At 43.7% G+C, this 12795-nt stretch carries 9 protein-coding genes, 16 tRNA genes and 1 rRNA gene (1 of these 26 running past the window's edge); all 26 read left to right on the forward strand.

What is annotated here, in order from left to right; translation table 11 throughout:
• Nucleotides 1–1756 (forward strand): 23S ribosomal RNA (locus AC0VYE_RS06835) (it extends 1176 nt beyond the left edge of the window).
• 111 nt (nt 1757–1867) lie between these two features.
• Nucleotides 1868–1943, forward strand: a tRNA-Asn gene (locus AC0VYE_RS06840).
• A gap of 4 nt (nt 1944–1947) precedes the next feature.
• A tRNA-Ser gene (locus tag AC0VYE_RS06845) sits at nt 1948–2038 on the forward strand.
• A 4-nt stretch (nt 2039–2042) separates the two neighbouring features.
• Nucleotides 2043–2117, forward strand: a tRNA-Glu gene (locus AC0VYE_RS06850).
• 66 nt (nt 2118–2183) lie between these two features.
• Nucleotides 2184–2259, forward strand: a tRNA-Val gene (locus AC0VYE_RS06855).
• An 18-nt stretch (nt 2260–2277) separates the two neighbouring features.
• Nucleotides 2278–2354: transfer RNA gene (locus AC0VYE_RS06860), tRNA-Met, on the forward strand.
• 38 nt (nt 2355–2392) lie between these two features.
• Nucleotides 2393–2469 (forward strand) — tRNA-Asp (locus AC0VYE_RS06865).
• A gap of 16 nt (nt 2470–2485) precedes the next feature.
• Nucleotides 2486–2561: transfer RNA gene (locus AC0VYE_RS06870), tRNA-Phe, on the forward strand.
• 31 nt (nt 2562–2592) lie between these two features.
• Nucleotides 2593–2668: transfer RNA gene (locus tag AC0VYE_RS06875), tRNA-Thr, on the forward strand.
• A 3-nt stretch (nt 2669–2671) separates the two neighbouring features.
• A tRNA-Tyr gene (locus tag AC0VYE_RS06880) sits at nt 2672–2756 on the forward strand.
• Nucleotides 2757–2768: 12 nt separating this feature from the next.
• Nucleotides 2769–2842 (forward strand) — tRNA-Trp (locus tag AC0VYE_RS06885).
• A gap of 18 nt (nt 2843–2860) precedes the next feature.
• Nucleotides 2861–2936: transfer RNA gene (locus AC0VYE_RS06890), tRNA-His, on the forward strand.
• 31 nt (nt 2937–2967) lie between these two features.
• Nucleotides 2968–3042, forward strand: a tRNA-Gln gene (locus tag AC0VYE_RS06895).
• Nucleotides 3043–3049: 7 nt separating this feature from the next.
• A tRNA-Gly gene (locus AC0VYE_RS06900) sits at nt 3050–3124 on the forward strand.
• 7 nt (nt 3125–3131) lie between these two features.
• Nucleotides 3132–3205 (forward strand) — tRNA-Cys (locus AC0VYE_RS06905).
• A gap of 24 nt (nt 3206–3229) precedes the next feature.
• Nucleotides 3230–3306, forward strand: a tRNA-Arg gene (locus tag AC0VYE_RS06910).
• A 13-nt stretch (nt 3307–3319) separates the two neighbouring features.
• A tRNA-Leu gene (locus AC0VYE_RS06915) sits at nt 3320–3401 on the forward strand.
• A gap of 157 nt (nt 3402–3558) precedes the next feature.
• Complete coding sequence (locus tag AC0VYE_RS06920) at nt 3559–4515, forward strand: ABC transporter ATP-binding protein (RefSeq protein ID WP_475446910.1); 957 nt, start codon at nt 3559–3561, stop codon at nt 4513–4515.
• Complete coding sequence (locus tag AC0VYE_RS06925; protein WP_475446912.1) at nt 4508–5260, forward strand: ABC transporter permease; 753 nt, start codon at nt 4508–4510, stop codon at nt 5258–5260. Before AC0VYE_RS06920 ends, AC0VYE_RS06925 begins: the two co-directional genes overlap by 8 nt.
• Before the next feature lie 45 nt (nt 5261–5305).
• Nucleotides 5306–5686 carry a GntR family transcriptional regulator gene (locus AC0VYE_RS06930; RefSeq protein ID WP_076270974.1) on the forward strand — a complete coding sequence of 127 codons (381 nt, stop codon included), beginning with the start codon at nt 5306–5308 and terminating at the stop codon, nt 5684–5686.
• A gap of 7 nt (nt 5687–5693) precedes the next feature.
• Nucleotides 5694–6392: an ABC transporter ATP-binding protein gene (locus AC0VYE_RS06935; RefSeq protein WP_076270975.1), complete on the forward strand. Its 699-nt coding sequence runs from the start codon at nt 5694–5696 to the stop codon at nt 6390–6392.
• A complete protein-coding gene (locus AC0VYE_RS06940) occupies nt 6389–7144 on the forward strand; it encodes a hypothetical protein (protein ID WP_475446915.1) in 756 nt (251 codons plus the stop codon). The genes AC0VYE_RS06935 and AC0VYE_RS06940 overlap by 4 nt, the downstream gene beginning before the upstream one ends.
• A gap of 166 nt (nt 7145–7310) precedes the next feature.
• Nucleotides 7311–9062 carry a sensor histidine kinase gene (locus tag AC0VYE_RS06945; protein ID WP_475446917.1) on the forward strand — a complete coding sequence of 584 codons (1752 nt, stop codon included), beginning with the start codon at nt 7311–7313 and terminating at the stop codon, nt 9060–9062.
• Nucleotides 9055–10668, forward strand: a complete 1614-nt coding sequence (locus AC0VYE_RS06950) for a helix-turn-helix domain-containing protein (protein WP_475446919.1) — start codon at nt 9055–9057, stop codon at nt 10666–10668. The genes AC0VYE_RS06945 and AC0VYE_RS06950 overlap by 8 nt, the downstream gene beginning before the upstream one ends.
• Nucleotides 10669–10842: 174 nt before the next feature.
• Nucleotides 10843–11766 carry an ABC transporter permease gene (locus AC0VYE_RS06955; protein ID WP_076271054.1) on the forward strand — a complete coding sequence of 308 codons (924 nt, stop codon included), beginning with the start codon at nt 10843–10845 and terminating at the stop codon, nt 11764–11766.
• 50 nt (nt 11767–11816) lie between these two features.
• Nucleotides 11817–12755, forward strand: coding sequence for a carbohydrate ABC transporter permease (locus AC0VYE_RS06960; RefSeq protein WP_076270979.1), 939 nt, complete (start codon nt 11817–11819; stop codon nt 12753–12755).
• The last annotated feature ends 40 nt before the right edge of the window (nt 12756–12795 follow it).

Consider the following 12795-nt stretch of genomic DNA (forward strand, 5'->3'; position numbering starts at 1 on the left):
AAAATGTAACGGGGCTAAACACACCACCGAAGCTATGACATGTACCGTATGGTACTTGGGTAGGGGAGCGTTGAATACGGATTGAAGTTGGACCGTGAGGACTGGTGGACTGTATTCAAGTGAGAATGCCGGTATGAGTAACGAAAAGACAAGTGAGAATCTTGTCCGCCGAAAGCCTAAGGGTTCCTGAGGAAGGCTCGTCCTCTCAGGGTAAGTCGGGACCTAACGCGAGGCCGAAAGGCGTAGTGGATGGACAACAGGTTGAAATTCCTGTACCACCGAAGATCGTTTGAGCAATGGGGTGACACAGAAGGGCAGTGACGCGGACTGATGGAATAGTCCGTCCAAGCAGTGAGGCTGATCGATAGGCAAATCCGTCGATCATAAGGCTGGGCTGTGATGGGGAGCGAAAATTGCAGTAGCGAAGGTCATGTACTCCGGCTGTCAAGAAAAGCCTCTAGTGAGATCTAGGTGCCCGTACCGCAAACCGACACAGGTAGGCGAGCAGAGCATGCTAAGGCGCGCGGAAGAACTCTCGTTAAGGAACTCGGCAAAATGACCCCGTAACTTCGGGAGAAGGGGTGCCTCGGTAGGGTGAATAGCCCGAGGGGGCCGCAGTGAAAAGGCCCAAGCGACTGTTTAGCAAAAACACAGGTCTGTGCGAAGCCGTAAGGCGAAGTATACGGGCTGACGCCTGCCCGGTGCTGGAAGGTTAAGGGGAGCGGTTAGGGGTAACCCGAAGCTGTGAACCGAAGCCCCAGTAAACGGCGGCCGTAACTATAACGGTCCTAAGGTAGCGAAATTCCTTGTCAGGTAAATTCTGACCCGCACGAATGGCGTAACGACTTGGGCGCTGTCTCAACGAGAGATCCGGTGAAATTTTAATACCTGTGAAGATGCAGGTTACCCGCGACAAGACGGAAAGACCCCATGGAGCTTTACTGTAACTTGATATTGAACTTTGGTACGATCTGTACAGGATAGGTGGGAGCCTTAGAAGCATGAGCGCCAGCTTGTGTGGAGGCAACGTTGGGATACCACCCTGATCGTATCGGAGTTCTAACCTAGAACCGTGAAACCGGTTCGGGGACCGTGTCAGGTGGACAGTTTGACTGGGGCGGTCGCCTCCTAAAATGTAACGGAGGCGCCCAAAGGTTCCCTCAGAATGGTTGGAAATCATTCGAAGAGTGCAAAGGCATAAGGGAGCTTGACTGCGAGACCTACAAGTCGAGCAGGTACGAAAGTAGGGCTTAGTGATCCGGTGGTACCGAATGGAAGGGCCATCGCTCAACGGATAAAAGCTACCCTGGGGATAACAGGCTTATCTCCCCCAAGAGTCCACATCGACGGGGAGGTTTGGCACCTCGATGTCGGCTCATCGCATCCTGGGGCTGAAGTAGGTCCCAAGGGTTGGGCTGTTCGCCCATTAAAGCGGTACGCGAGCTGGGTTCAGAACGTCGTGAGACAGTTCGGTCCCTATCTGTCGCGGGCGCAGGAAATTTGAGAGGAGCTGTCCTTAGTACGAGAGGACCGGGATGGACGTACCGCTGGTGTACCAGTTGTTCCGCCAGGAGCACCGCTGGGTAGCCAAGTACGGACGGGATAAGCGCTGAAAGCATCTAAGCGTGAAGCCCCCCTCAAGATGAGATTTCCCAGTATGTAAGACCCCTTGAAGACGACGAGGTTGATAGGTTCGGGGTGGAAGCACAGCAATGTGTGTAGCTGACGAATACTAATCGGTCGAGGGCTTATCCTAAACACGTTTACTGTGACCCATACATCCAGTAGACAGCAGCTAAAAAGGCTTCAGCAAGCCTACCTTTCGTATCCAGTTTTCAGGGCGCAATTTGCTTTGAATGCTTAATATTCCCTGATAGCTCAGTTGGTAGAGCACTCGACTGTTAATCGAGTTGTCACAGGTTCGAGTCCTGTTCGGGGAGCCATTGTAGAGAGGTGTCCGAGTGGTCGAAGGAGCACGATTGGAAATCGTGTAGGCTCTAACCGGGTCTCGAGGGTTCGAATCCCTTCCTCTCTGCCAGCAAGGCCCGTTGGTCAAGTGGTTAAGACACCTCCCTTTCACGGAGGTAACAGGGGTTCGAGTCCCCTACGGGTCACCAACTTTTCTATAAAAAAGATTGACAAAAAAGAATGACCTATGATATGATATAAAGGTCGCTCAACATGGAGGATTAGCTCAGCTGGGAGAGCATCTGCCTTACAAGCAGAGGGTCGGCGGTTCGATCCCGTCATCCTCCACCATTCATTAAATAATAACGACGCGGGGTGGAGCAGCCCGGTAGCTCGTCGGGCTCATAACCCGAAGGCCGCAGGTTCAAATCCTGCCCCCGCAACCAAATTCTTTACCTTTCGGAACTTTCCGAGAACATGATGTGGAGCTGTGGTGTAGTGGCCCAACATGCCTGCCTGTCACGCAGGAGACCGCGGGTTCGAATCCCGTCAGCTCCGCCACTTAAAAACAACATCAGGCTCGGTAGCTCAGTCGGTAGAGCAGAGGACTGAAAATCCTCGTGTCGGCGGTTCGATTCCGTCCCGAGCCACCATTGATGCAGTACAAGCAACACAAGTGAATATGCCGTTGTAGCTCAACTGGTAGAGCAACTGACTTGTAATCAGTAGGTTGGGGGTTCAAGTCCTCTCGACGGCACCACATGGAGGATTAGTGAAGTGGCTAAACACGGCAGACTGTAAATCTGCTCTCTCTGAGTTCGGTGGTTCGAATCCATCATCCTCCACCATTTTTTTACCTTAGGGGCATAGTTTAAAGGTAGAACAAAGGTCTCCAAAACCTTTGGTGTGGGTTCAATTCCTGCTGCCCCTGCCAATAAAACATTTGAATATGGCGGTCGTGGCGAAGTGGTTAACGCATCGGTTTGTGGATCCGACACTCGGGGGTTCAATTCCCCTCGATCGCCCCATTAATTCAAAAATTAGCATCACGTATTTTGTTGGGGATTAGCCAAGCGGTAAGGCAACGGACTTTGACTCCGTCATTCTCAGGTTCGATCCCTGAATCCCCAGCCATTTATATGCGGAAGTGGCTCAGCGGTAGAGCATCGCCTTGCCAAGGCGAGGGTCGCGGGTTCGATTCCCGTCTTCCGCTCCATTTATTTGGCGCCATAGCCAAGTGGTAAGGCAGAGCTCTGCAAAAGCTCTACCCCCAGTTCGAGTCTGGGTGGCGCCTCCACAGATTTCTCTTTGCAACAAATATGTGCCCTTAGCTCAGCTGGATAGAGCGTTTGACTACGAATCAAAAGGCCAGGAGTTCGAATCTCTTAGGGCACGCCATCTTTACTGAAATGCCGATGTGGCGGAATGGCAGACGCGCGCGACTCAAAATCGTGAGGGAAACCGTGGAGGTTCGAGTCCTCTCATCGGCACCAACTTTTCTAACACAAACTCTTAAGATCATAATGATCTTAAGAGTTTTTTTGTGTTTTAGTTTCATAATAGGTAAAATCGACCTGAAAATTGCCCTTTACATTTGTTTAGACCTAGTGTACTATTTAACTAGAACACTAAGACGATGGAGGTAAGGAAATGATGAAATCATCTTCTGAAATAAAGGGAACAATCCCCGTACTTTCTTTAAAAAATGTAACCAAACGTATTGGAGGCAAGGCAATTGTAGATCGAATGTCATTTGATATTCACAAGGGAGAAATCGTAGGGTTGCTTGGGCCAAATGGTGCAGGTAAAACGACGACAATTCGAATGATTGTGGGTTTGATTCAAATGTCCGAGGGTGACGTGCTTATTCAAGGAAAAAGCATACGTAATGATTTTACAGGTGCCATAAGGCATATCGGAGCTATTATAGAAAATCCCGAGTTTTATCCATATATGACTGGGTATGATAATCTAAAGCAATATCAGAGAATGTCATCAGGCATTACGGAAGAACGGATAAAAGCAGTTACGGAGCTGGTAGGTTTAGAGGCAGCAATGAACAAGAAAGTAAAAGCATACTCTCTTGGAATGAGGCAACGGCTAGGCATTGCACAAGCACTGTTAGACAATCCATCATTGTTAATACTGGATGAGCCAACTAATGGGTTAGATCCAGCAGGGATTCGTGAAATGAGACAATATTTGCAAAGAATAGCTGTTCAAGAAGGAATTTCGATTCTTGTATCGAGTCATCTACTCTCAGAAATGGAGCTCATGTGCAGCAGAGTCGTTGTTATTCAGGAAGGCAAATATGTGACTCATCGTTCACTAAGCGATAAGGAAGAGCAATCCAAGCAACTATCCGTTGTTGTTCGTGTAGATGATATTGAGCGAGCAAGCCGGGTTGCTACAAGTATAGATGGTGTTGAGGTTATTCAACTTTTAAAAGATAACAGCGAGCTTGTATTAGCTCTTCAGAATGAACTTATTCCTCAGGTTGTAAGCAAGCTAGGGGAAGACAATATTAAAATTTATCGAATCACTGAAACGAAGATATCACTGGAAGACGAGTTTTTAAAATGGACTGGAGGTAGTCGCATTGCTTAATTTTAACGGACTAGTATTAAACGAATGGTTGAAAATGTCAAAGAAACGCAGCTTCTTCATTGCATACGCAGTAATGCTCCTTACGATTGTAGGTTTCACTTATTTAATTTGGAAAATGTCTGGCGATCAATATCCAACTATGCTAGAATTTGCAGGATCGATCATGGCAAATGGAGTCGGACAGATCGTAACGATTGTAGCCATTATTTTCACAGCTGGTATCGTTGCAAAGGAACATCAATTAGGAACTGTTAAGTTTTTGCTCATACGAGCTCATGGTAGAAGTAAAATTTTAGCATCAAAATATACAGCCGTTATATTGTTTGTTTGTTCGCTCATCATTTTCACAATAGCTGCTGCTCTTGCAGCAGGAGGAATCGCATTTGGATTTGAAGCGACTGGGGAAGTTTCCTGGTTGGATGTTGCGAAATCAATGTTATTTCAAACGGTTTATACAACCATCTATGTAACTTTAACGTTTATGTTCGGCATTTTAACAAGATCATCTGGAGCGACAATAGGAATAGGCATGACTGCTGTCTTATTGGAAGGCTTAATGAAAATGTTATTATCAAGCTACGATTTCTCCAAATATCTACTCTTTATGAATACAGATCTATCGTTATTTACAGGTAATGAATCGTCATCTGGCGGAATGTTATTCCCGAGTGTTGTGTGTGCAGCATATGTGTGTTTGTTTTTGGTCATTAGCTTTGTTACGTTTAAAAAACGGGATATTGCCTAACATGCAACGTTTTCAAGTGGGCAGTTGAAGGGAGAAGGACATATTGTGAGCATAGAATTTGATAATAATTTGCCAATCTACTTGCAGATCATGAATTATATTAAGAAAGAAATTGTCATTGGCAAGTTGAAGGCTGGGGATAAAATACCGGCGGTACGAGAACTTGCATTAGAGCTACAAATCAACCCGAATACGATACAACGAACCTTTCAGGAGCTTGAGCGAGAACAAATCGTCGAAACGAAGCGCGGGCTTGGCCGATATGTCACTAGCGAGGAGTCGAAAATAATGGATATCAAAAAAGAAATGGCAGGAGATTTGCTAGGTCGCTTTATTCAAGGGATGCAGGAGCTGGGCTTTGCAAATAACGATATCATAACGATCGTTTCACAAGCGGTAAAAGAAGAAGATAAAGAAAAGGAGTGATAGGACTGTGGAAAGCATTTTGAAGCTGACTGAGGTATCAAAGTCATTCGCCGGCAAGAAGGCATTAGACCAAGTATCACTCACGTTGGCGCCTGGCAAGATTGTTGGTCTGTTAGGAAGCAATGGCAGTGGCAAAAGCACATTGATGAAAATAGCTGCAGGACTCATTCATCCAGGTTCAGGTACGGTAACGATTAACGGGCAGCTTGTAAGCAATGAGACAAAAGCAATTACATCTTTTATGCCAGATCAACCGCTCACAGAGAGTTGGATGCGCGTAGAGGACGCAATTGATTTTTATAAGGATTTTTATGCCGATTTTGATCATAAGAAAGCAGATGAAATGCTTGCTTTCATGAATTTGAATAAACGCGATCGGGTAAGCGCGTTATCTAAAGGGATGAATGAACGTCTTCAGCTTACACTCGTATTATCACGAAATGCGAGGTTGTATTTGCTTGATGAGCCAATCGGAGGCGTAGATCCAGTAGCAAGAACGAAAATTTTGGATGCGATTGTTAACTACTATAACGAAGAAAGCAGCTTAATCATTTCAACCCATCTTGTACGCGATATTGAGCGGATCTTTGATGAAGTTGTTTTCATACGCGAGGGTAAGATTGTATTGCAGGATGAGGTAGAAAATATACGACTGGCTCACGGTAAAAGCGTTGATGAAATGTTTAAGGCGGTGTTTGGGGAATGATTAAGCTGTTGAAATACGATTGGAAGCGAAGCAACGATGGTATCCTCAGCACGCTTGCAATCTTTATCATACTAGAAGCAGCGTTCAGTATCACGGGATTGACGCGCAACTGGGATGAAGGTCTTATTACAGCGTTTAGTATTTTCGGCTATGTAATGGTCTTTATCTTGTTGTTCATCCATTGCTGCCGGACGTTTGAACGAAACATTAAATCCTATAGCCGGCGCTTACTGCCGCTGCACCCAATCAATGGAATAGGTGCTGCTATCCTTTTAGGCTGGATCATCATGCTGCTCGTTTTGATTATAGCAGCTATTCATATCGCGATCTTCATAGCATTTTCGGATATGGATATTCAATATTTCAAAGAACATATTTCTTTAGAGAACGGCGCTGTATTCGGAATGGTAATAAGCTATATTTGGATGTACACATCCTTTATGCTCTCGATTCTATGTTCCATTACAGTGGCGCGCAGCTTCCGAGTGAAGCATTCTACATGGATCGGGATTGTCTTTTTCTTTGGAGTACAAAGCATTGCTTCTTGGTTAACGTATCAGTTATTTGACCAAAAAGAAGGGATGATGGGTATAGTTTCAGTCAATGTACCTCAATCGAATAGCGGATCTGTTACCTTTGGTTCATCATTTAATGTAGATTTTTTATTCGGACCATTTTTACTGGATTTAGCGTTTACTTTAGGTTACTTGTTTCTAATGATTTATTTGTTAAAAAAGAAAGTCGAGATTTAATAAAGAATGACGATGGCGCATGTGGGGTGAAAATCCTATATGCGCTTTTTTATGTTTTAAATAGATTTGAAAAAAAGGGTCGGCGTATCGATTTTAAGTGATTTCAAGAAAACGCTTTAAATGGTAATATGATTATGATTCAATCGATATTAGGGGGAAGCGGAGCGTGAGGTTCGGTAAATCGATTAGAACTCGTCTTATTATTGGGTTTATGGCAGTTATGCTGCCGGTAGTTATTTATATGCTCATTAACAACAGTTACTCACGTGAGATCGTTCGAGAGAAAGTATCTGAGACCTATCGAAACACACTCGATATTTACGTGGGGCAAACGGATCAAAATCTATTGCAGATTAATGATTATCTTTATAAAATGTCAGTGCTTGATACCGACGTAGGTTTGCTAATGTCCTTTCCGATGGATAGTGACGGTTATACGTTAACGAAAATTAGAATTGATGGGAAGCTAAATCGCGACGTTGGTGTCTATAATCTGATTGATGCTGTATTTCTATATCACGATAAAGATATTATTTTTGGAACAAAAAGCGTATATAATGATACAAAAAAAATAATAAAAACGCATATGGATTCAATGACAAAGGAAGAAAATCTGCTTATGAATGATCAACATTTATGGGAGGTCAGAGCAGATGAGCGGTTGCCAGGGAAGTTTTTTTTGATCAATTTCATTAAGGTGTCAGATGATTTATACGTCGGCGCAATCATTAAAGTACAGGATATAAACAGAATGTTATCGATTCAATGGAGTGACGGTGATATAGGCCATAACGGCATTTATTTACGCGCTGGCGATCAACTTGTTCAGTCATTGACGGAAAACTTAGCGCCGCTGGAACTCAGCTATAAAATATCGAAGAAACCGTATGAATCGTTGACTGATCGAAATACAGGCGAAACCTATCTTGTTATGAATAGAATGAGCGAAATGGTGGATATCGCTTATCGAGTCGTTATACCTGAGCGGACGCTGCTGCGTAATTTATTATTTTTTAGAAATGCGACGTTGTTTGCTCCAATTGGGTTTCTAGCTATTTTGCTTATTTATTTGTTCTTTATGAGGAATATGCTGTTTAAGCCGCTGCATGAGCTTATTCTAGGAATGAAGAAAATCTCTTTAGGAATGCTGGATGTTAGATTGAAGAAAAACAAATCGCTTGAATTTGAGTTTCTAGGAAACACCTTCAACATCATGGCTGAACAAATTAAAACCTTGAAAATTGATGTTTACGAGGAGCAGCTCCGCGTGAAGCAAGGAGAGCTTAAGCAGCTCCAAGCGCAAATTAATCCGCATTTTTATATGAACAGCTTAAATATTATTTATAATTTAGCAGCATTAGGCGATACAGAGTCGGTGAAAAAGATGTCGCTGCATCTTGCTGATTATTTCCGCTTTATTATGAAAGCCAATCGGGATACGATCACACTTAAGGAAGAACTAATGCATATCGAAAACTATATGACGATTCAAAAAATTAGGTTCCCTGAGAAGCTGCAATGTACCTATGAGGGGATCGATGACATTTTGCATTATCCTATTGCGGCATTAACCATTCAGCCTTTTGTAGAGAACTCCATCATTCATGGGTTCAAAAACAGGAGGCAGCTTTTCCAAATCAAAATATGTGCGGAAATGGACTCCGAGCATGGATTTACGTTATCGATCAGCGACAATGGTACGGGCTTTAGTCCTGAGGTGCTGGAGAAGCTGCAAAACAAAGAACCGCTGCAGGAAGGCGAATCGAGCAGCTTAGGCATCATGAATGTTATTCATAGACTACAGCTGCTGTATGGCGAGCGGACATCAATTACTTTCCGCAATCAAGCGGAGGGTACCGGAGCAATTGTCGTTATCGTATTTCCTAAGCTTACGGAGGGAGTGAGAGCAGTTGTATAACTTATTGGTTGTAGATGATGAGGAGATAGCCATTCGAGGCATCGTGAATGGCATAGACTGGTCAACGCTGCCGATTGCGAGCATTTATACGGCTATAGATGCGGAAGAGGCCCAGGCGTTGCTGACTGCGCATACGATTCACATTATGATATCGGATATTGATATGCCAAATCAAAGCGGTATCGAATTGCTAGAGTGGGCGAATGAGCATTCCCCTTCCAGCGTAACAATCTTTTTGACCGGTCATGCGGATTTTAAATATGCGCAGCAGGCGGTTCAGCTTGACTGCTTCGATTATTTGCTCAAGCCGATCGATCATAACGCTCTAAAAGCATGTGTGAATGAGGCGCTGCAAAAAGCTCGTGATTTGGAGCAGCTGGCAAAAATTCGCGGGACATACAACTTATTTTATGAGCAATGGAGCAAGCAGCAGCCTATATTAATTGAGCGTTTCTGGCAAGATGTCATTCACTACCGTTTATCAGCGGCATCGCAACAGCTCAATTTCTCATTGCAAACCTATGGTTTACCGCTTGAAGCGGACAGCTTGATTCACGTCGTGCTTATTAGCATCGAGCAGTGGCGGGAGGAATGGTCGGCCCGTGATGAGGAGATCATGACATACGGAATTAAGAATGCTGCTGAAGAGATCGTGCTTCAAGGTGAATCTGGCCATATTGTGCAAGATGGCAGCGGGATTTTATATGCAATATTTTATAGTGGAGCGTTTGGTGACAAGCAAGGCAATAATGATCTGCATGCCAGATGCAAAACATTTATTGATCAATGCAAAACGCTGCTGAATTGCTCGTTATCCTGTTATATAAGCGAAGCAGCGGAGGTGAAGCAGCTCCGTATTACAATACAAACGCTGCTTACCTTAGAGAGAAGCAACGTCAGCAATACTTGTGCGATTATAATGGAGCGTGATTATACTCAGAAGCAAGGACTGAATACACTTCAACAAGCCCCCTTCGCTGACTGGGCACTATTGCTGGAATCCGGCAAGCAGACGGAGTTGTCCTTGCGAATAGATGAATGCTTTGACCAAATGTTAGAGCTGAAAGTTGATTATACCTATATGGCATCGTTTTATTATGGGTATATGAATATGGTGTTCCAATGGTTGAATAAAAAGTCGGTTCAAATGACGGACGTGTTTGTACATAGAGAATGGGAGGTAGGCGAGAACATTCTCAAATCATTGCCGCGCATGCGAACATGGACACAGCAATTGAGCCAGCAGATTACGGACTATGCCAACCAGAACGGCAAGGACGTGTCACAAGTAGTGGAGAAGGTTCAGCGCTACATGGAAGAGCATATGGGAGAGGAATTCAGCCGTGAGCAAGCGGCCGAGTCTGTTTATTTGAATCCAGCTTATTTATCTCGTTTATTCCGAAGGGAAACGGGTTACTCGTTAACGGATTATTTGGTTCGAATGCGTATAGCCAAGGCGAGAATCGAGCTTGAAAAAACAAATAACCGAATAAGTGATGTTGCCATAAACGTAGGATATAGTAATTTCTCGCACTTTTCTAAGCTGTTTAAGAAAACGACGGGGCTTACACCGCAAGAGTATCGTAAAAACTTTCAGGATGTATGATTGAAAAGTCACTGTACCGTTAATATGGTCACGGCGCCGACAGATGTCGGCGTCTTTTTTTTATACAATTATACCTAGATGGAACACAAGAGTTTTAGAAAGAGGAGGGGGAAGGCGTTGGCGAAACATACGACGGAAGCGATAACAACAGCTGCCTATATTCCGAAGAGTTCAATGAAAAAAATGTCTCAGCTCCGTATTTTTCGCAAGTATTGGATGTTCTACCTAATGATGCTGCCAGCCATCGTATTGCTGCTGCTGAACAATTACATTCCGATGTTCGGAATCATAATTGCTTTCAAAAACATTAATTACGCGGATGGAATATTTGGAAGCGCCTGGAGCGGGTTGAGAAATTTTGAGTATTTGTTCAAAACATCAGACGCTTGGATCATTACAAGGAATACGCTGCTGTACAACTCAGGTTTTATCGTATTGAACTTGGTATTCCCGCTCTCTTTTGCGATCATGCTTAATGAAATCAGAAGCCGTTTTCTCGCAAAGCTTCATCAAACGATTATGTTCCTGCCCTACTTTTTATCGATGGTCGTCATTAGTTATTTGGTCTATGGCTTCTTGAGCGATCAGCATGGGTATTTGAACACTTCGCTGCTGCCGGCGCTTGGACTTGAACAGGTTCAATGGTATTTCACGCAGGAGGTATGGCCTTATATTTTGCCAATCGTAAACACCTGGAAAAGCATGGGGTACTTTACCGTCATTTATATGGCAGCCATCATTGGCATAGATGATGAGTATTACGAAGCTGCAACTATAGACGGAGCAAGCAAGTGGAAGCAAATGACGAGTATTACGATCCCGCTCATCATGCCGATCATTACGATTATGACGCTGCTGCAAATCGGAAAAATATTTAACGCGGATTTCGGTTTGTTTTTCCAAGTGCCAAGAGAATCGGGTGTGTTGTTCCCGGTAACAAATGTTATCGACACCTATGTTTATCGCACATTCCTAACGGTTGGTGATATTGGCTTATCCTCAGCGGCAGGATTGCTGCAATCCGTAATCGGCTTCGCATTAGTATTTTTCTCGAATTGGGTGGTCCGCCGAATTAATAAAGATAATGCGTTATTTTAGAGTCGTGCAATCGAAGGATATTTACGAAAATTTTGTTTGGAGGTGATCCTATGGAAGCAGCTGAGATTGAGAAAATACCTTCCGGATCTAATATTAAAAACCAATTATCACTTCCGGCTTCTCTAGGCATCAATATATTTTTTATAGTGTATTCGTTGCTTTGTATCGTACCGCTCATTTTAATTATTATGGTTTCGATCTCCGATGAAAGTACAGTTGTCAGGGAAGGGTATCAATTTATTCCTTCAAAATTTGATTTGGCAGCGTACCAGTTCCTATTCAAAGATGCGACCCAGATTTTTCGATCCTATGGTATCTCTATCTTTGTAACGATTGTTGGAACTTCACTTAGCTTAATGATCATGGCGCTGTACGCTTATCCAATATCCAGATCAGATTTTCCTCATGCCAAGTTTTTTACCTTCTTCGTATTTTTTACGATGCTTTTCTCAGGGGGCTTAGTTCCTTGGTATCTCGTATATGTTCAAATGCTCGATTTGAAGGATACGATAATGGCTCTTATTGTACCGCTTTTAGTTGCTGCGTTTTTTGTTCTAATCATTCGAACGTTTTTCCAAACGACCATTCCTGTAGCCATACTGGAGTCTGCAAAAATTGATGGAGCGGGAGAGCTGACGATCTTTTTCAAAATCGTTTTGCCGTTATCGCTTCCGGTACTTGCCACAGTAGCACTCTTCCAGACGTTAACGTATTGGAATGATTGGTTTCTCAGCCTTGTGTTCATAACGAAGGAATCGAACATAACTGTTCAATACCTCATGTATAAGACGATGCTGAACATTCAGTTTTTAGCTAATAACAGTACGGCGGCGGCAGCTATTATTGCGGCTGGAGGAACCTTTAAGTTTCCGAGCGAGACAGTTCGTATGGCTATGGTTGTTGTTGGAATCGGTCCTATCATTTTTGCCTACCCGTTCTTTCAAAAATATTTTGTAAAAGGGCTGACTGTCGGCGCTGTAAAAGGTTGAACTCATGACTGTCAGCAATCATACGGCTGTAATCGGCAAA

This window comes from Pristimantibacillus sp. Z349TD_6 (genome assembly GCF_056173205.1).

Bases quoted from the DNA above. Each gene is read 5' to 3' on its own strand.
- AC0VYE_RS06920 (WP_475446910.1), top strand. From the start codon at position 3,559: ATGATGAAATCATCTTCTGAAATAAAGGGAACAATCCCCGTACTTTCT.
- AC0VYE_RS06955 (WP_076271054.1), top strand. From the start codon at position 10,843: ATGAAAAAAATGTCTCAGCTCCGTATTTTTCGCAAGTATTGGATGTTC.
- AC0VYE_RS06940 (WP_475446915.1), top strand. From the start codon at position 6,389: ATGATTAAGCTGTTGAAATACGATTGGAAGCGAAGCAACGATGGTATC.
- AC0VYE_RS06960 (WP_076270979.1), top strand. From the start codon at position 11,817: ATGGAAGCAGCTGAGATTGAGAAAATACCTTCCGGATCTAATATTAAA.